Consider the following 17123-nt stretch of genomic DNA (forward strand, 5'->3'; position numbering starts at 1 on the left):
TAATTTTCTTTTAAAACCGAAAAGAATACTTTCCCCATTTTAGAAAAACCTAATAAAAAAAGGGGAAATCATTCTTATATGAAAAAACTCATCGTGTTGCTCGCGTTCATGCTAACCCTTCAAGTTCTTCCGGCAGCTGCTGCTCGAAAGCTGCTCATCATACCAAGCCTCCCAAATGACACGCAAATTGCGATTGTTGTGCTCCAAAACCCGCAAACTGAACAGGAAATTCAACAATTCCTCGCGCCCTATAAAGACATCAGGCTACGCAAAATTTTTCGAGAGGCACTTAACGGGTTTTCTGTTCAAGGGCCAGCGAAAACAATTGCTCAGCTTGCCCAGAACAAACAAATTATGAATATTTCGCCCGTCAACCAATACACCGTGCAAACTGAAGAAGGTGTGAAAATTATTGGTGCGGAGAAGGTTCGGACAATTTTTGATGAGAAAAATCAACGGCTTACCGGGAAAGGGATCACGGTTGGAGTCATTGATACCGGGATCGATTACACTCATCCTGACTTGAGACGGAACTACGCAGGCGGCCACGATCTTGTTGATCAAGATAAAGATCCGATGGAAACCCGATCCCAAGGAAAGGCAACTCTTCATGGCACTCATGTGGCTGGGATCATCGCCGCGAATGGAAAAATCCAAGGGGTCGCTCCGGAGGCCAAGATTATCGCTTATCGAGCGCTTGGGCCTGGAGGCGGCGGGACGACTGAGCAGGTGATTGCAGCGGTTGAGCAGGCCATCAAGGATAAGGTCGACATCATCAACCTTTCGCTCGGCAATGATGTAAACGGACCGGACCTTCCCATTAGTCTTGCCTTAAACAATGCGGTGGATAAGGGGATTGTGGCTGTGGCGGCAAATGGCAATTCTGGGCCAAATGTATGGACAGTGGGTTCACCTGGGACAGCTACGAAAGCCATTTCTGTTGGCGCCTCCACGCCTACGATGGAAGTGCCATACTTAATAATAGAAGGAAAGCAATTCCGCATTCAACCAATGGAAGGGTCAGCGCCATGGTCGTTCGAACGCGCTATCGATATGGTCGATGGCGGTATTGGGACAAAAGAGGACCTGCAAAAGGCTAAAGACAAGATCGTGCTCATTAAGCGGGGCCAGTTAACTTTTTCCGAAAAAGCGAAAAACGCCCAAGAAGCGGGAGCTGCCGCGGTCATTATCTACAATCATATGAGCGGCAACTTTATGGGGAATTTAGAAACGCAAAGCGACATTCCGGTGGCGTCGCTGTCTAAGCAGGACGGAGAATTTTTAAAAAAGAAAGTAACCAACCGCTTATCAACAAGAATCACAACCATCGAAGAAAAGGACAGGCTTGCCGACTTTAGCTCACGCGGTCCCGTTACCGGCACGTGGGAAATTAAACCGGACCTTGTAGCACCCGGTGTTGCGATTAACTCAACCGTTCCGGGAGGCTATCTATCGTTGCAAGGAACAAGTATGGCAGCACCCCATGTCGCCGGTGCCTGCGCCTTGATTAAGCAGGCGCATCCCGAGTGGTCGCCGCTTGAAATCAAGGCAGCATTAATGAACACCGCTAAGCCGCTCGGAAAAAACTATCGGATGTACGAACAAGGAGCGGGGCGAATTCAGGTCGACGAGGCGGTGAAAGCCGGTTCACTTGTAATCCCAAGCTCGCTGAAGTTTGGCAAGTTTCCAAACAGTGGGCAAGTCCACAAAGCTACGGTAAAAGTGGAAAATACAAGCGGGAACACCGTTCGTTACTCCTTTGACATCCCGTTCCAAACTGATGGATTAAAGTGGCGATTCCCGCTTCCGTTTACGCTCGGACCGAAGCAAACGAAGGATGTAACAGTCGAGCTAATGGTCGAGCCGAAAGAATTAAAAGGGAAAATTCATGATGGTTCCCTACAATTGAATGCAGGTTCAAACCAGATTCAAATTCCGTATATTTATGTTCTCGAGGAGCCGAATTACCCTAGGGTCATGGGCTTTGATTTCGCCGCAGGTGACAAGCCTGGTGATTACCTCTATGAAGTGTATTTACCGGGTGGGGCTGAGGAATTTGGAATTGCGTTGTTTAACCCGGAGGATTTTCGCTTTATTGGCTTTTTGGATACAGGAAGAAATGTAAAGAAAGGGTTGATTCGTAAGGAAATTTCTCCTGATCAGCTTCCGTCAAAAGGAATCTATCTCGCAAAAGTGTTTGCCAAAAAAGCAGGACAAGAAGATTCAATTGAAAAGATAATTGAAATTGGAAAATAAGAAAAGGGGAGGGCGCCTCATTGAAGAACGAGGCGCAATCTCCTTTTTCCAAATTAAGGGATTAACTCCTCTTTATACGAATATTGTAATCTGGAAAAAACGAAAGGCAGAAGGTTGAAAAACATGAAATTTTATAGGGGGGAATAGAGCGGATTTCTGGAAATTGATTGTGGATTATTTCACGTAAATGCATTGACATTGATAGGGCGCTATTGTATGCTAACAAAGGGTATGAAATGATAGGGTTTTCAATATCTGCGTGATGTTAATGTTGGTATTGTAAGGCATTATCTTTTCCAATTTCCAAGTGTCTGTTTTCCATTCTCAAAAAGTGAGGATGCGATAATATGAAGAAAAATAACCGCAATCCATTTCAAGCGATGGCTTTGATGTCGGCAATTGTTTCCCAGTTAGTCGGTTCCATTCTTATCGGTATTTTTTCAGGCAGATGGCTAGACCACCAATGGGGTACTGAGCCTATTTTCTTAATAATCGGATTGTTAATAGGGCTTTCAGCAGGAGTCTATGCTATGCTTTTTTCCATCCGTCATTTCTATTCAGGAGATTAACTAACTATGCCAGAATTCAGAGTGATTTACAATAGGCAACGTAAATGGATTTTTTACTTGTTGTCGATTTATGTTCTTGGCTGGGGATTTACTTCTTACAAGACCATTTTTTCAGGCTTGATTTTAGGGACATGCTTTAGCTTCCTCAATCTTTGGATGCTAGTGAGGAAAACGGAACGCTTTGATAAGGCCATTGCAAAAGGGAAAAAGGTAGCGTCACTCGGATCGCTGCAAAGGATGGCAACAGCCGCGATTGCTGCAATCATCGCATTAAAATACCCTCAATATTTTAATATTGTATTTGTTGTAGCGGGACTAATGACATCTTATTTTGTCATTATGATAGATTATTTTTACCATGCAATGAAAATACATAAATAAACGGGAAGCGAGGTGAGTTTACATGCATCATGGAGCTCCTCAGGTGGAATTTATGGGTCTTTGGTTTAACCTGGCCAATATCCTAATGATTACAGTTGCAAGTGTGATCGTTTTTATCATAGCAATTGTTTCAACCCGCAAGCTGGCAGTAAAGCCTACAGGAATGCAAAATTTCCTGGAATGGGTAATGGATTTTGTGAAGGGAATCATCAATAGCACGATGGATTGGAAGGATGGGGGAAGATTCCACATCCTTGGAATAACATTACTTATGTATATTTTTGTATCCAATATGTTAGGTCTTCCGTTTGCCATCGTTATTAATGACAACCTATGGTGGAAATCACCAACTGCTGACCCGGTCATTACCTTATCACTTGCAGTAATGATTTTAGGTCTTACCCATTATTACGGAGTAAAGCTCAAGGGACCAAAGGAATATGGAAAAACATTTGTCAGCCCTATGGCGTTCTTATTCCCATTAAAAATTATTGAGGAATTTGCGAATACCTTAACGCTTGGTCTACGTCTTTATGGTAATATTTTCGCGGGTGAATTACTTCTTTCATTACTCGCGGGCGGACTAGCGATGTCAGGACCGCTCGGCATCATAGCAGCAGTGCCGTTAACCCTTGTATGGCAAGGATTCTCCATTTTCATCGGAACTATCCAAGCATATATCTTTACGATGCTAACAATGGTGTACATGTCACACAAAGTGTCAAGTGACCATTAAAAATTTTTAGGAAAAAATAATTTATTATTTATTCATACAATTTTAAGGAGGAAAATTAATAATGAATCTTATAGCAGCAGCAATTGCAATTGGTTTAGCAGCAGTAGGAGCAGGTATCGGTAACGGTCTAATCGTAGGTCGTACAGTAGAAGGGATCGCTCGTCAGCCAGAAGCTCGTGGATTACTTCAAACAACTATGTTTATCGGGGTTGCGTTAGTTGAGGCATTACCAATCATCGGCGTTGTTATCGCGTTCATGGTTCTAGGTCGATAAAAGTAGAAAACTCCAGATGGCGAAGCAAATCTTCGCCATTCGTTTATGTCCATAACTTGCCGCACCAATATTTTGGTGTCAGGCACCGGATTTTTTGTGATTGACTCTTGAAAGGAGTGAACCCGAGTGTTAACAAACAGTTTAGTGTTGGGTGCTGCAGAGACAACCCACTTTGCGGCCGGAGATGTTATTTTCCAGCTGTTAATGTTTATCATTTTGTTAGCATTGCTTAAGAAGTTTGCTTGGGGTCCTTTAATGGGCATCATGAAGCAGCGCGAAGAGCATATTGCGAATGAAATAAATGCGGCGGAAGAAGGCCGTTTAGAATCGAAAAAGCTTTTAGAAGAGCAACGAAATCTTTTAAAAGAAGCTCGTTCCGAAGCCCAAACTTTAATTGAAAATGCAAAAAAGCAAGGCGATGTGCAGCGTGAAGAAATCATTGCGCAAGCACGCACAGAGTCTGAACGTATTAAAGATGCAGCGAAATTAGAAATTGAGCAGCAAAAAGAAAAAGCAGTTGCCGCGATTCGCGAACAGGTTGCTTCATTATCTGTCCTCATTGCTTCTAAAGTGATTGAGAAAAACTTGAGTGCAGCGGATCAAGATCAACTGATTAACGAATATATCCAAGAGGCAGGAGAAGAGCGATGACGAGCTCAATGATCGCAAGACGCTATGCGTTGGCTCTTTTTCAAATCGCGAAGGAACGACAGCTTCTTGGTGTAGTAGAAGAAGAACTTCGTGTAGTAAAGGAAGTTATCCAATACAATCCTGATTTAAAAGCTGTACTAAAGTCTACCAAGCTTTCGAAAGAAAAGAAGAAAGAGATTTTAAAAGCCGCTTTTGCATCTGTCAGTGAATATGTATTAAATACGCTTTTGCTATTGATTGACCGCCACCGTGACGATCAAATTGTCAATGTGGTAGACGAATTTATTGAACTTGCCAATGATGAAATGGGAATTGCGGAGGCTGAAGTACATAGTTTCCGTCCGCTAACCGATGCGGAACGTGAAGCTATTTCCGTGACATTTGCGGCAAAGGTCGGCAAGAAATCATTGAAAATGGAAAATTTCGTGGATTCCAATTTGCTTGGCGGCGTGAAGCTACGAATTGGAAACCGTATATATGACGGCAGTTTGCGCGGCAAACTAGACCGCTTAGAACGTAAATTGTTAAGTTAAGAAGATAGGGGTGAAACTCATGAGCATCAAAGCTGAAGAAATTAGTGCCCTGATAAAGACGCAGATTGAAAACTATCAGGCTGACATTCAAGTTACTGATGTTGGTACTGTTATCTCCATCGGTGACGGTATCGCCCGTGTTCATGGTCTCGACCATGTCATGGCTGGAGAACTTGTAGAGTTTTCAAACGGCGTTATGGGTATGGCACAAAACCTTGAAGAAAACAACGTCGGTATCATTATTTTAGGACCATTCACCGAAATTCGTGAAGGTGACGAAGTCCGTCGTACAGGACGCATCATGGAGGTTCCGGTTGGTGAGGAATTAATCGGACGTGTTGTGAATTCGTTAGGACAACCAATTGATGGTATGGGTCCAATCAATACGACAAAAACTCGCCCAGTTGAAGCAGTAGCTTCTGGCGTTATGGCACGTAAATCCGTTCATGAGCCATTACAAACAGGTATTAAAGCGATTGACGCTCTTGTACCAATCGGCCGCGGACAACGTGAGTTAATTATCGGTGACCGTCAAACAGGTAAAACATCTGTTGCGATCGATACAATCTTGAACCAAAAAGGTCAAAACATGATTTGTATCTATGTAGCCATCGGACAAAAAGAATCAACTGTACGTGGTGCGGTTGAAACTCTTCGTAAAAATGGCGCATTAGATTACACAATCGTTGTTTCTGCATCTGCATCACAGCCAGCTCCAATGCTATTCTTAGCACCATATGCTGGGGTTGCAATGGCAGAAGAATTTATGTATGCCGGCAAACACGTATTAGTCGTATATGATGACTTATCAAAACAAGCGGCTGCTTATCGTGAGCTTTCCTTGCTGCTTAAACGTCCTCCAGGTCGTGAAGCATATCCAGGGGATGTTTTCTACTTGCACTCCCGCTTACTTGAGCGCGCTGCTAAGTTAAGCGATGATCTTGGCGCTGGTTCAATCACTGCCTTGCCATTTATCGAAACGCAAGCAGGGGACGTATCTGCATACATCCCAACAAACGTTATCTCCATCACTGATGGACAAATTTTCTTGCAATCTGACCTATTCTTCTCCGGTGTTCGTCCGGCGATCAACGCAGGTCTTTCTGTATCACGTGTAGGTGGTTCAGCGCAAATCAAAGCGATGAAGAGTGTTGCTGGTACATTACGTCTTGACCTTGCTTCTTACCGTGAATTAGAAGCATTCGCTCAGTTCGGCTCTGACCTTGATAAAGCTACTCAAGCGAAGCTTGCACGCGGTGCTCGTACAGTTGAAGTTCTAAAGCAGGATCTTCACAAGCCGCTTTCAGTTGAAAAACAAGTTGCAATCCTTTATGCCTTAACACGCGGATTCCTTGATGATATTCCATTACAAGATATCCGTCGTTTTGAATCAGAATTCCATACTTGGTTAGACCACAACCGCAAAGAGTTGTTAGACCATATTACAAAAACGAAGGTTCTTCCTTCTGACGACGATATGGCTTCTGCAATCAACGACTTCAAAAAGACGTTTGCAGTATCCGAATAAGTGGTTTTGGTGTCAGGCACCGCTGACGCAGGTGCCTGACACCCAATTCTTTGATGAGGGTGGTGAGAACATATGGCTTCCTTACGTGATATAAAAAATAGTATTAACGCGACGAAAAAGATGAGTCAAATCACAAAGGCAATGGAAATGACATCCGCTGCTAAATGGAACCGCGGCGTTATGAATGCCAAGTCATTCGTCCCTTACATGGAAAAAATCCAGGAGGTAACGACAGCGATTGCCGTTAGTAGTAAAGGGATTCCACATCCAATGCTTGTCTCTCGTCCTGTCAAGAAAACAGGTTATATTGTGATGACAAGTGATCGTGGCCTTGCCGGTGCTTTTAACAGCAACGTCATCCGCCGCGTCCATCAAACCATTCAAAGCCGTCATAAATCGACGGATGAGTACGCCATCATTGCCATCGGAAGGGTCGCTCGTGACTTTTTCGTTAAGCGCGGCATGAACGTAATCCTCGAGATTGTTGGGGTTTCCGATCAGCCAAAATTTGCGGATATTAAAGACATGACGAGCAGCACAGTGGAAATGTTTGCGGATGGAACCTTTGATGAACTTTATCTTTACTACAGTCACTATATAAGTGCGATTTCACAGGAAGTAAATGAGAAGAAGCTTCTGCCGCTAACAGATATTACGACAACTGGAAAGCTCAGCTCCTATGAATTTGAGCCTTCGGCAGAAGAGATTTTAGAAGTTCTCCTGCCACAATATGCGGAGAGCTTAATTTACGGGGCCTTACTCGATAGCAAAGCTAGTGAGCATGCTGCGAGGATGACGGCAATGAGAAATGCAACTGATAATGCCCACGAAATGATCAAGTCTTATTCACTAAGCTATAACCGTGCACGTCAAGCGGCAATTACACAGGAAATTGCCGAAATCGTCGGTGGTGCGGCAGCGTTAGAATAAGCAAGACTTAATTTTTATAAAACTTGCCTGGTAGAACGGGCTTTTTAGTAGGATAGCGGGAATGAATGGTTCGTTCCTGAACCTATTTATACACAGGAAAATGAATGCGGGCCGCATGTAAGGTTCGTTTTTCAAAAGAGTAAGTTAGGAGGGAAAATGATGAATAAAGGACGCGTTCTTCAGATTATGGGTCCGGTTGTTGACGTTAAGTTTGAAAACGGCCAACTGCCTGAAATCTATAATGCATTGAAAGTCGCTACGAAAGCGCGTAATGCATCAGAGGTTGACATCAGCTTAACCCTTGAAGTAGCACTTCATTTAGGTGATGACACAGTTCGGACTATCGCGATGTCTTCCACAGACGGGTTAACTCGTGGCTTGGAGGTTGTTGATACTGGCAAGGCAATTTCCGTACCGGTTGGGGAACCAACACTTGGTCGTGTCTTTAACGTATTAGGTGAGGTAATTGACCTTAGAGATGAAATACCTGCTAGTGAGCGCCGTGATGCGATTCACCGCGATGCACCAACATTTGAAAATCTTTCTACTGAGGTAGAAATTCTTGAAACAGGGATTAAGGTAGTAGACCTACTTGCACCGTATATTAAAGGTGGAAAAATCGGTCTGTTCGGCGGTGCCGGTGTAGGTAAAACCGTATTAATCCAGGAATTGATCAATAACATCGCGCAAGAGCACGGCGGTATTTCCGTATTCGCCGGTGTTGGTGAGCGTACTCGTGAAGGGAACGACCTTTACCACGAGATGACTGATTCTGGTGTTATCAAGAAAACAGCAATGGTATTTGGACAAATGAACGAGCCACCAGGTGCGCGTATGCGCGTTGCCTTGACTGGTTTGACCATGGCGGAATATTTCCGTGATGAGCAAGGTCAAGACGTGTTGTTCTTCATGGATAACATCTTCCGTTTCACGCAAGCAGGTTCTGAGGTTTCCGCATTACTTGGTCGTATGCCATCTGCGGTAGGTTATCAGCCAACTCTTGCTACAGAAATGGGTAGATTACAAGAGCGTATTACATCTACTAACGTAGGTTCTGTTACATCAATTCAAGCGATTTACGTACCAGCCGATGACTATACTGACCCGGCTCCAGCTACGACTTTCGCTCACTTAGATGCGACAACAAACCTTGAGCGTAAGCTTTCTGAGATGGGTATCTACCCTGCGGTGGACCCTCTTGCTTCAACGTCTCGTGCCTTGTCACCTGAGACTGTTGGCGAAGAGCACTACAATATTGCTCGTAAAGTACAGCAAACATTGCAGCGTTATCGTGAATTACAGGATATCATCGCGATCCTTGGTATGGATGAACTTTCAGATGATGATAAGTTAGTCGTACACCGTGCGCGTCGTATCCAGTTCTTCTTATCACAAAACTTCCACGTTGCTGAACAGTTCACTGGACAGCCTGGTTCATACGTACCTGTAAAAGAAACGGTTAAAGGTTTCAAAGAAATCCTTGAAGGTAAATATGACCACCTACCAGAGGATGCATTCCGTCTTGTCGGCCGCATTGAAGATGTGATTGAGGCCGCAAAACGCATGGGTGTAGAGGTCTAAAGCACGCCAGGAGGGTAAAAAATGAAGACGATTAAAGTCAGTGTTGTTACTCCCGATGGCCCGGTGTATGATGCGGATGTGGAAATGGTAAGTACAAAAGCTCAAAGCGGCGAACTTGGAATTTTGCCAGGTCATATTCCGTTGGTGGCCCCGCTTGCCATTGGCTCCGTTCGCTTGAAAAAGGATGGTAAAACCGAATTAATCGCTGTCAGCGGCGGTTTTCTCGAAGTCCGTCCTGAGAAGGTAACCATTTTGGCACAAACGGCTGAAAAAGCCGAAGATATTGATGTGGAACGTGCTATAAGAGCGAAAGAACGTGCCGAACAGCGCCTTCATGAGCAGCACCAGGAACACATCGATTTCAGACGTGCAGAGCTTGCCTTGCAACGCGCCGTCAATCGCCTCGGCGTTTCGGGTAGAAATTTATAAAATAGATCATGATGATTCGAACCCCTCTAGTTTTGTGCTGGAGGGGTTTTGCTTTTTTTATGAGGGGTAAAGTCGTTTGATCGAGGGTGTCAATGCCTGAAACTGGTTGGTATTGAGGAAAAAAGTCTTTTGATTGAGGTTATCGATGCCCGAACCCGGTTGGAAAAGAGGAAAAAGGTCATTGATCGGAGTTGTCAACGACCGAAACCGATTGGAAAAGAGGAAAAAGGTCATTGATCGGGGGTGTCAACGCCCGAAACCAGTTGGAAAAGAGGAAAAAGATAGTTGATCGGAGTTATCAACGACCGAACCCGGTTGGAAAAAAGGAAAAAGGTCATTGATCGGAGTTATCAACGCCCGAAACGGGTTGGAAAAGAGGAAAAAGGTCATTGATCGGAGTTGTCAACGCCCGAAACCGATTGGAAAAGAGGAAAAAGGTCATTGATCGGAGTTATCAACGCCCGAAACCGGTTGGAAAAGAGGAAAAAGGTAGTTGATCGGGTTTATCAACGCCCGAAACCGGTTGGAAAAGAGGAAAAAGGTAGTTGATCAGGGTTATCAACGCCCGAACTCGGTTGGAAAAGAGGAAAAAGGTAGTTGATTGAGGTTATCAACGCCAGCACCCGTTTCGACGATTTTTCTTCAATTTCAGGTACGTTAACCCGTTTAATTTGCCTGTTACGGTGATCTTACTTCAATTACGGGCACATTAACCCGTTAAATTTGCTCGTTTCGGCAATCTTACTTCAATTACAGGCACATTAACCCGTTTAATTTGCCCGTTACGACGATCTTACTTCGATTACGGGCAAGTTAACCAGTTTAATGCCTTTCAATTCTATCGTTAGTTATTCTTTTGGGATTGTCTAGAAAACATTCAATGAAAAATCGAGGTTATCAACGCTAGTTTAAAGCACTTGAAATCTTGATTTCATTCCAACATTAAACACAATCATAATCTTTGGCGTATAAGTTTGCCTACCCGGTACATAAAAATGAAATAAGGTAATTTCAAAATAGGTTGAGAATAGTGAAAAGTTTAACATTATATGATAAATCTCACTGACAGTATAATAGTTATTTTATTAAATAGATATCAGTCGGATTGTTGTAGCGTTGAAATAGGTTTAACGTGAATGGGCCGTTCGAATTTGCGCCATCTCTGGTGGAAATTCAAGGGGAATGTCAGTGAGGTGACGCAAATGCTCAGAGAGGAGACCCCTTGTCTCCCAACCCAGGGGAGTGTAAATTGAAAATTCAATCGCCTGCTGCTAGCGCTAATGCTTGTAAAATTTCCCGATACAAGGTCTTTTAAAAGTCAGCTTTCAAGAGCCTTGTATCGGGAAATTTTCGAGGTGGTTGAATTTGTTATTTTGCAATTTTGGCTTGTCGACACGGATTTGTAACAATGCTATAATGAATTCGGTTACAATATTTATAAGTAAGAAAATTATCAATATTGGAGGGGATGACATGGAACTTCAAAATATATATCAGAATAACTATCTGATCGTTTTCGTGTTCCTATGTCTCGGGGTGCTGCTACCGGTGGTGGCACTATTTTTAGGGAAACTTCTGCGTCCTTTTAAACCAAGTGAAGCGAAGTATACCACATATGAAAGCGGTATTGAGCCATTTCACGATTCCCGAGTTCAGTTCAATGTCCGCTATTATATTTTTGCCCTAATGTTTGTTATTTTCGATGTAGAAACGGTGTTTTTATATCCATGGGCTGTTGCTTATAATAAACTAGGACTATTTGCCTTACTAGAAATGTTTGTTTTTGTGATAATGCTGTTAATAGGCCTAGTCTACGCTTGGAAAAAGAAGGTGCTACGATGGATCTAAACTTAGACGGCTTTTCACCACAAGAAGTGGAAGAAGTAAAAAGAAGTGTTTTTATAACGACGCTAGAGCAAGTGAAGGGTTGGGCACGAAGCAGTTCCATCTACCCTGTAACATTTGGTCTAGCTTGTTGTGCGATTGAAATGATGGGCGTGGGTGCTGCGCATTACGACTTGGACCGTTTTGGGTCTTTTTTCCGTCCATCACCAAGACAATCAGACTGTATGATTGTATCCGGTACGGTAACGAAGAAAATGGCGCCAATTTTACGCCGTTTATATGATCAAATGCCGGAACCGAAATGGGTTATCGCGATGGGCTCTTGCGCGACTGCAGGTGGACCTTATGTTAAATCCTATTCAGTTGTTAAAGGGGTCGACCAAATCGTTCCGGTTGATGTATACATTCCAGGATGCCCACCAAACCCAGCTGCATTAATTTATGGAATCCATAAATTAAAGGAAAAAATTCGATACGAAGCGAGAACTGGGAAGAAGGTGATCTAACCGATGAGCGGGGAAAAGGATCTCGAACAATTAAAGAAAGAAGCCGTTGAAAAAGCAAAGGCTGCAGCCCTTGCGAAACGTCAGGCAAAAGCAGCGGCTGAAGCCGCGGCAAAGTCTGCTGATGCGGCACCGAAGCCAGTTGAAACGGAAAAGGTCGAAGCTTCTGCTCCAACTTCAGGAGACAGTGATGACCTAGCGAAGAAAAAAGCAGCAGCAGCAGCGAAAGCAAAAGCGGCTGCACTAGCGAAAAAGCAAAGAGAAGGCATCGCGGAAGAGGCCGCACCGGTAGAAGCGGCAGAAGCAGGAGACAGCGATGATCTAGCAAAGAAAAAAGCAGCAGCAGCAGCGAAAGCAAAAGCGGCTGCACTAGCGAAAAAGCAAAGAGAAGGCATCGCGGAAGAAGCTGCACCGGTAGAAGCGGCAGAAGCAGGAGACAGCGATGATCTAGCGAAGAAAAAAGCAGCAGCGGCAGCGAAAGCAAAAGCGGCTGCACTGGCGAAAAAGCAAAGAGAGGGCATCGCGGAAGAGGCCGCACCGGTAGAAGCGGCAGAAGCAGGAGAAGGCGATGACTTAGCCAAGAAAAAAGCAGCAGCGGTAGCGAAAGCGAAAGCCGCAGCCGCAGCAAAAAGGAAAGCGATGGAGCTTTCAGGCGACGCTGCACCAGCAGGAGAGGCCGAGGAGGCACCAGCTGGAGATGATGCGAAAGCAAAAGCAGCGGCGGCAGCAAAAGCAAAAGCCGCAGCAGCAGCGAAAGCTAAGGCAGCAGCAGCCGCAAAAGCGAAAGCAGCGGGTGCAGGAGCTACTGCAGCAGCTGACGGGGATGAAAAAGCCAAAGCCATCGCAGCAGCGAAAGCGAAAGCGGCAGCAGTTGCAGCAGCCAAGGCAAAAGCAGCCGGAGGAGCAGCAAAAGGTGAGGCACCAGCCGCAGCCGAAGCTACGCCGTCACCAAATCAGCCTTACTTAGATAAATACGTGAAAGTCATTACTGAAAACTTAGGATCGGATGTTTTAGAAGATTCTTATATTAATAAACTTTCCAAGGATGTTCCAACCCTTGTGGCTAAGCGAGAATCCTACTATAAACTAGCTCAATTTTTAAAATACAATGAGCTGCTAGGATTTGATTATTTATCAGAGCTTCATGGAACAGATTTTGAAACACATATGGAAGTTTATGTTCACTTATACTCATACAAAAACCGTCAAACGGTTGCTTTTAAAGTGAAAATTGACCGTGCTGAACCAACCATCGAGTCCTTGCAGCCAATTTGGGCCGGAGCAGACTGGCCTGAGTGTGAAGCATATGATTTACTGGGCATTAAATTTACTGGACATCCGAACTTACATCGGATTTTCCTCGGCGAAGATTGGGTTGGCTTTCCACTTAGAAAAGATTATGAGCCGTATGATGTGGAGGTGTAGCCAATGATCAGAACAGAAGAAATGATATTAAACGTCGGTCCTCAGCATCCAAGTACCCACGGGGTATTCCGGCTTGTTGTTAAGCTTGATGGGGAAATCATTACAGAAGCAACCCCTGTCATCGGATACTTACACCGCGGGACTGAAAAAATTGCAGAAAACCTGCAATATTTACAAATCATTCCGTACACTGACCGGATGGACTATCTATCCGCTATGACCAACAATTACGTAATCTGCCATGCTGTCGAAACGATGATGGGCCTTGAAATTCCGGAGCGTGCTGATTACCTTCGGGTCATTGCCATGGAATTAAACCGGGTTGCCAGCCATCTTGTATGGTGGGGAACATTTTTGCTCGACTTAGGTGCCGTCAGTCCGTTTCTTTATGCGTTCCGTGAACGTGAATTTATTATCAATATGCTGAACGAGCTATCAGGCGGCCGCTTAACCTACAACTATATGCGTGTTGGCGGTGTAAAATGGGATGCTCCGGACGGCTGGATTGAAAAAGTTAAAAATTTCATTCCTTATATGCGTGAACAGCTTGAAGGCTATCACAGCCTTGTTACCGGGAACGAAATCTTTATGGACCGGGTAACAGGCATCGGTAGATATACGAAGGAGGATGCTATTCATTACTCGCTCAGCGGTGCGAATCTGCGCTGTACCGGGGTGAAATGGGATCTTCGTAAGGATGAACCATATTCGATCTATGACCGCTTTAAATTTGATATTGTGACACAAGAGGGCGGAGATGCCTTAGCACGCTACCATGTCCGCACAAAGGAAATTGAAGAATCTCTAAAAATATTAGAACAAGCATGCGAGCAATTCCCGAGCAGCGGCGAGATTTTGGCTAAAGTGCCAAAAATCATCAAGGCGCCAAAAGGGGAGGCATATGTCAGAATTGAATCACCAAGGGGAGAAATTGGCTGCTATATTTCTAGCGACGGGAAAAAAGAACCGTACCGCTTAAAGTTTAGAAGACCATCCTTCTATAATCTACAAATTCTTCCGAAGCTGTTAAAAGGGCAAAATATCGCAAACATGATTGCGATTTTAGGAGCAATTGATATTGTATTAGGAGAGGTGGATGGCTAATGATTAAAGATCTGTTACAATCGAGTCCCGGTTTGGGTAACTTCGCCATCTTCTTTATACTTGGGGTTATTTTACTATTTGTCGTATTAGGTTTCGTAAGTTATGCCATTCTCGCCGAACGGAAAGTCATGGGCTTCATGCAGCTCCGTCACGGTCCGAACCAAGTCGGCGGCCGCTGGGGACTCTTGCAAACCATTGCGGACGTTTTAAAGCTTTTACTAAAAGAAGATATTATTCCGAAAATGGCTGATAAGCCACTATTTATCCTAGCACCGGTCATTGCCTTTGCACCATCCTTTATGGTATTGGCAACCATTCCGTTTACAAGCCGGTTCCAATTTGCCGATATCGGTGTGGGACTCCTTTATTATATTGCTATTTCCGGGATGACCGTATTCGGGGTACTACTCGGCGGCTGGGCATCGAACAACAAATACTCACTCCTTGGAGGGGCACGGGCTACAGCACAGATGATTTCGTATGAAATCCCACTCGTAATGTCCGCACTCGGTGTTATTCTTCTATCGGGAAGCCTTAACTTAAATGATATTATTCAGTCACAGACGCACGGCTGGAATATTTTACGACAGCCAATTGCCTTTGTAATCTTTTTAATCGCGTCAACAGCGGAATTAAGCAGGACGCCATTTGACCTTCCGGAATCAGAGTCAGAGCTTGTTGCTGGTTATCATACGGAATATACCGGCTTCCGCTGGGCATTCTATATGCTTGCTGAATATGTGTACTTATTTGCCATGTCAGCATTAATTACCGTACTATTCTTTGGCGGCTGGATGGCGCCATTTGGATTCCTTAGTTTTATCCCGGGATCTGTCTGGTTCGCACTCAAATTCTGCTTTGTCGTATTCATCTACATTTGGTTCCGTGTAACCTTCCCACGGATGCGTGCCGACAAACTAATGGAATTTGCCTGGAAAGTACTACTGCCAGTCTCACTAGCAAACATATTCTTAACCGCCTTAATCAAATCATTATTTTTTTAACAGATTCGGTGCCTGACACCAGTAGTTATGTAAACTGAGTGCCTGACACCGTGGGGCAATGGATAAAATTATTTTAAAGGGGTGAAAAACGTGCTTGGATTTACAAAAGGCTTGAAGTATACCCTAAAACAGTTATCGCGCGAAAAAGTTACGTATGATTATCCAAATGAACCGCTGCCGTTACCGGACCGATTCCGTGGTATTCAAAAGTTCTATCCGGAAAAATGTATTGTTTGTAATCAATGTATGAACATTTGCCCAACAGAGTGTATTAACTTAACGGGTAAAAAACATCCGGACCCAACGAAAAAAGGGAAGATAATCGACACCTATGACATCAACTTCGAACTCTGCATTCTCTGTGACCTTTGTACGGAGGTATGCCCTACAGAAGCAATTATCATGACCAATAACTTTGAGCTTGCTGAATACAGCCGTGACATGCTATTTAAAAACCTTGAATGGTTGGATGAAAACGATGAAAACGTACGGGATGTGAATAAACCATGACATTTTCGGGTGAATTTCTCGCATTTATGGTCCTCGCTCTTGTGGCGATCATCGGCGGCGTACTCTTATTGAATCTGAATAAAGTCGTTCATATGGTCGTAGCATTGATTTTCACTTTTGTCAGCATCGCGGGTATTTATGTGCTATTGTCGGCAGAATTTGTCGCCGCAGTACAGATATTAATCTATTCCGGTGCCATTACCATCATTATGCTGTTTGGTATCATGTTGACCAAACCATATGACGAAAGTGAAGCACAAGGAGGAAAACTGCGAAAAATCCTCCTGTTCTTAGGGATTGTCGGCTTTGCTTTTGCCGTTTACGTCGGCATCTACAATTTCCCGATCGAACAGGTTCCAAGCAAATTGTATGTGAACAATACAATGCAAATCGGTAAAGCAATATACACAAAAGAGATCATTCCGTTTGAGCTCGTGTCTGTTTTACTATTAGTGGCATTGATTGGAGCAATTGTCTTAGCAAAAAGAGAGGATAAGGAGGGGGATTCTGAATGAGTTCCATTCCCGCTTCAGCCTTCTTGGCGCTGGCACTCATTTTATTTTGTATCGGCTTATATGGTGCGTTGACGAAAAGAAACGCCGTCATCGTCCTCATTTCGATTGAATTAATGCTGAATGCCGTCAATATTAACCTTGTTACCTTCAGCAAATACGGTCTGACACCGTCGATCACCGGTCAGGTATTTGCCCTATTCGCGATGAGCGTTGCCGCTGCTGAAGCAGCCGTCGGCCTTGCCATTCTCATGTCGCTCTACCGCAACAAGAAAACCGTCCACATCGACGAAATGGACGAAATGAAAAACTAAGGTGTCAGGCACCCAAGCTGGTGTCAGGCACCATAAAA

Annotated in this window: 21 protein-coding genes; all 21 read left to right on the forward strand. The window is 44.2% G+C overall.

The genetic code is table 11. From position 1 onward, the window contains the following. Positions 1–78: 78 nt before the first annotated feature. The 21 genes from BN1082_RS12565 to nuoK all read left to right on the forward strand — a co-directional run bounded on the left by BN1082_RS12565 (position 79) and on the right by nuoK (position 17085). Entirely contained in the window at positions 79–2256 is a 2178-nt protein-coding gene (locus tag BN1082_RS12565) for a S8 family serine peptidase (protein ID WP_090634823.1), read from the forward strand. A gap of 347 nt (positions 2257–2603) precedes the next feature. Next, complete coding sequence (locus BN1082_RS12570; RefSeq protein WP_090634825.1) at positions 2604–2825, forward strand: AtpZ/AtpI family protein; 222 nt, start codon at positions 2604–2606, stop codon at positions 2823–2825. A gap of 6 nt (positions 2826–2831) precedes the next feature. After that, on the forward strand, positions 2832–3206 hold the full coding sequence (locus BN1082_RS12575) for an ATP synthase subunit I (protein ID WP_090634827.1): 375 nt from the start codon (positions 2832–2834) through the stop codon (positions 3204–3206). Positions 3207–3228: 22 nt separating this feature from the next. Further along, a complete protein-coding gene (atpB, locus tag BN1082_RS12580) occupies positions 3229–3942 on the forward strand; it encodes a F0F1 ATP synthase subunit A (protein ID WP_090634829.1) in 714 nt (237 codons plus the stop codon). A 61-nt stretch (positions 3943–4003) separates the two neighbouring features. Beyond that, positions 4004–4216, forward strand: a complete 213-nt coding sequence (gene atpE, locus BN1082_RS12585) for a F0F1 ATP synthase subunit C (protein ID WP_026572680.1) — start codon at positions 4004–4006, stop codon at positions 4214–4216. Between the two features lie 126 nt (positions 4217–4342). Continuing rightward, positions 4343–4867, forward strand: a complete 525-nt coding sequence (locus BN1082_RS12590; protein WP_090634831.1) for a F0F1 ATP synthase subunit B — start codon at positions 4343–4345, stop codon at positions 4865–4867. Beyond that, the gene (locus BN1082_RS12595) at positions 4864–5400 is read left to right on the forward strand and encodes a F0F1 ATP synthase subunit delta (RefSeq protein WP_090634832.1); all 537 of its coding nucleotides are present in this window, start codon (positions 4864–4866) and stop codon (positions 5398–5400) included. The genes BN1082_RS12590 and BN1082_RS12595 overlap by 4 nt, the downstream gene beginning before the upstream one ends. Positions 5401–5419: 19 nt before the next feature. Beyond that, positions 5420–6928 carry a F0F1 ATP synthase subunit alpha gene (atpA, locus tag BN1082_RS12600; protein WP_090634834.1) on the forward strand — a complete coding sequence of 503 codons (1509 nt, stop codon included), beginning with the start codon at positions 5420–5422 and terminating at the stop codon, positions 6926–6928. Positions 6929–7000: 72 nt separating this feature from the next. Then, positions 7001–7858: an ATP synthase F1 subunit gamma gene (gene atpG, locus BN1082_RS12605; protein ID WP_090634837.1), complete on the forward strand. Its 858-nt coding sequence runs from the start codon at positions 7001–7003 to the stop codon at positions 7856–7858. Between the two features lie 159 nt (positions 7859–8017). Further along, on the forward strand, positions 8018–9439 hold the full coding sequence (atpD, locus tag BN1082_RS12610) for a F0F1 ATP synthase subunit beta (protein WP_090634838.1): 1422 nt from the start codon (positions 8018–8020) through the stop codon (positions 9437–9439). A 21-nt stretch (positions 9440–9460) separates the two neighbouring features. Then, complete coding sequence (locus BN1082_RS12615; RefSeq protein WP_090634840.1) at positions 9461–9868, forward strand: F0F1 ATP synthase subunit epsilon; 408 nt, start codon at positions 9461–9463, stop codon at positions 9866–9868. A 145-nt stretch (positions 9869–10013) separates the two neighbouring features. Then, the gene (locus BN1082_RS27480; protein WP_176699750.1) at positions 10014–10157 is read left to right on the forward strand and encodes a hypothetical protein; all 144 of its coding nucleotides are present in this window, start codon (positions 10014–10016) and stop codon (positions 10155–10157) included. A 110-nt stretch (positions 10158–10267) separates the two neighbouring features. Then, positions 10268–10417: a hypothetical protein gene (locus BN1082_RS27485; protein ID WP_176699751.1), complete on the forward strand. Its 150-nt coding sequence runs from the start codon at positions 10268–10270 to the stop codon at positions 10415–10417. 924 nt (positions 10418–11341) lie between these two features. Next, positions 11342–11716 (forward strand): NADH-quinone oxidoreductase subunit A, encoded by a 375-nt coding sequence (locus BN1082_RS12620; protein WP_090635013.1) that lies wholly within the window; start codon positions 11342–11344, stop codon positions 11714–11716. Continuing rightward, positions 11707–12219: a NuoB/complex I 20 kDa subunit family protein gene (locus BN1082_RS12625; protein ID WP_090634842.1), complete on the forward strand. Its 513-nt coding sequence runs from the start codon at positions 11707–11709 to the stop codon at positions 12217–12219. The genes BN1082_RS12620 and BN1082_RS12625 overlap by 10 nt, the downstream gene beginning before the upstream one ends. 3 nt (positions 12220–12222) lie before the next feature. Continuing rightward, on the forward strand, positions 12223–13641 hold the full coding sequence (locus BN1082_RS12630; RefSeq protein WP_090634843.1) for an NADH-quinone oxidoreductase subunit C: 1419 nt from the start codon (positions 12223–12225) through the stop codon (positions 13639–13641). A 3-nt stretch (positions 13642–13644) separates the two neighbouring features. After that, positions 13645–14745, forward strand: a complete 1101-nt coding sequence (locus BN1082_RS12635; protein WP_090634845.1) for an NADH-quinone oxidoreductase subunit D — start codon at positions 13645–13647, stop codon at positions 14743–14745. Further along, positions 14745–15749 (forward strand): NADH-quinone oxidoreductase subunit NuoH, encoded by a 1005-nt coding sequence (gene nuoH / locus BN1082_RS12640; RefSeq protein ID WP_090634846.1) that lies wholly within the window; start codon positions 14745–14747, stop codon positions 15747–15749. Before BN1082_RS12635 ends, nuoH begins: the two co-directional genes overlap by 1 nt. A 90-nt stretch (positions 15750–15839) precedes the next feature. Continuing rightward, complete coding sequence (nuoI, locus tag BN1082_RS12645; RefSeq protein ID WP_090634848.1) at positions 15840–16259, forward strand: NADH-quinone oxidoreductase subunit NuoI; 420 nt, start codon at positions 15840–15842, stop codon at positions 16257–16259. Beyond that, complete coding sequence (locus BN1082_RS12650; protein ID WP_090634850.1) at positions 16256–16774, forward strand: NADH-quinone oxidoreductase subunit J; 519 nt, start codon at positions 16256–16258, stop codon at positions 16772–16774. Before nuoI ends, BN1082_RS12650 begins: the two co-directional genes overlap by 4 nt. Then, positions 16771–17085: an NADH-quinone oxidoreductase subunit NuoK gene (gene nuoK, locus BN1082_RS12655; RefSeq protein WP_090634851.1), complete on the forward strand. Its 315-nt coding sequence runs from the start codon at positions 16771–16773 to the stop codon at positions 17083–17085. The genes BN1082_RS12650 and nuoK overlap by 4 nt, the downstream gene beginning before the upstream one ends. Positions 17086–17123: the final 38 nt, after the last annotated feature.

The sequence above is a fragment of the Neobacillus massiliamazoniensis genome (genome assembly GCF_001048695.1).
Taxonomy (GTDB): Bacteria; Bacillota; Bacilli; order Bacillales; family Cytobacillaceae; genus Neobacillus; species Neobacillus massiliamazoniensis.

Bases quoted from the DNA above. Each gene is read 5' to 3' on its own strand.
- BN1082_RS12565 (WP_090634823.1), top strand. From the start codon at position 79: ATGAAAAAACTCATCGTGTTGCTCGCGTTCATGCTAACCCTTCAAGTT.
- BN1082_RS12570 (WP_090634825.1), top strand. From the start codon at position 2,604: ATGAAGAAAAATAACCGCAATCCATTTCAAGCGATGGCTTTGATGTCG.
- BN1082_RS12575 (WP_090634827.1), top strand. From the start codon at position 2,832: ATGCCAGAATTCAGAGTGATTTACAATAGGCAACGTAAATGGATTTTT.
- atpB (WP_090634829.1), top strand. From the start codon at position 3,229: ATGCATCATGGAGCTCCTCAGGTGGAATTTATGGGTCTTTGGTTTAAC.
- atpE (WP_026572680.1), top strand. From the start codon at position 4,004: ATGAATCTTATAGCAGCAGCAATTGCAATTGGTTTAGCAGCAGTAGGA.
- BN1082_RS12595 (WP_090634832.1), top strand. From the start codon at position 4,864: ATGACGAGCTCAATGATCGCAAGACGCTATGCGTTGGCTCTTTTTCAA.
- atpA (WP_090634834.1), top strand. From the start codon at position 5,420: ATGAGCATCAAAGCTGAAGAAATTAGTGCCCTGATAAAGACGCAGATT.
- atpG (WP_090634837.1), top strand. From the start codon at position 7,001: ATGGCTTCCTTACGTGATATAAAAAATAGTATTAACGCGACGAAAAAG.
- atpD (WP_090634838.1), top strand. From the start codon at position 8,018: ATGAATAAAGGACGCGTTCTTCAGATTATGGGTCCGGTTGTTGACGTT.
- BN1082_RS12615 (WP_090634840.1), top strand. From the start codon at position 9,461: ATGAAGACGATTAAAGTCAGTGTTGTTACTCCCGATGGCCCGGTGTAT.
- BN1082_RS27480 (WP_176699750.1), top strand. From the start codon at position 10,014: ATGCCCGAACCCGGTTGGAAAAGAGGAAAAAGGTCATTGATCGGAGTT.
- BN1082_RS12620 (WP_090635013.1), top strand. From the start codon at position 11,342: ATGGAACTTCAAAATATATATCAGAATAACTATCTGATCGTTTTCGTG.
- BN1082_RS12625 (WP_090634842.1), top strand. From the start codon at position 11,707: ATGGATCTAAACTTAGACGGCTTTTCACCACAAGAAGTGGAAGAAGTA.
- BN1082_RS12630 (WP_090634843.1), top strand. From the start codon at position 12,223: ATGAGCGGGGAAAAGGATCTCGAACAATTAAAGAAAGAAGCCGTTGAA.
- BN1082_RS12635 (WP_090634845.1), top strand. From the start codon at position 13,645: ATGATCAGAACAGAAGAAATGATATTAAACGTCGGTCCTCAGCATCCA.
- nuoH (WP_090634846.1), top strand. From the start codon at position 14,745: ATGATTAAAGATCTGTTACAATCGAGTCCCGGTTTGGGTAACTTCGCC.
- BN1082_RS12650 (WP_090634850.1), top strand. From the start codon at position 16,256: ATGACATTTTCGGGTGAATTTCTCGCATTTATGGTCCTCGCTCTTGTG.
- nuoK (WP_090634851.1), top strand. From the start codon at position 16,771: ATGAGTTCCATTCCCGCTTCAGCCTTCTTGGCGCTGGCACTCATTTTA.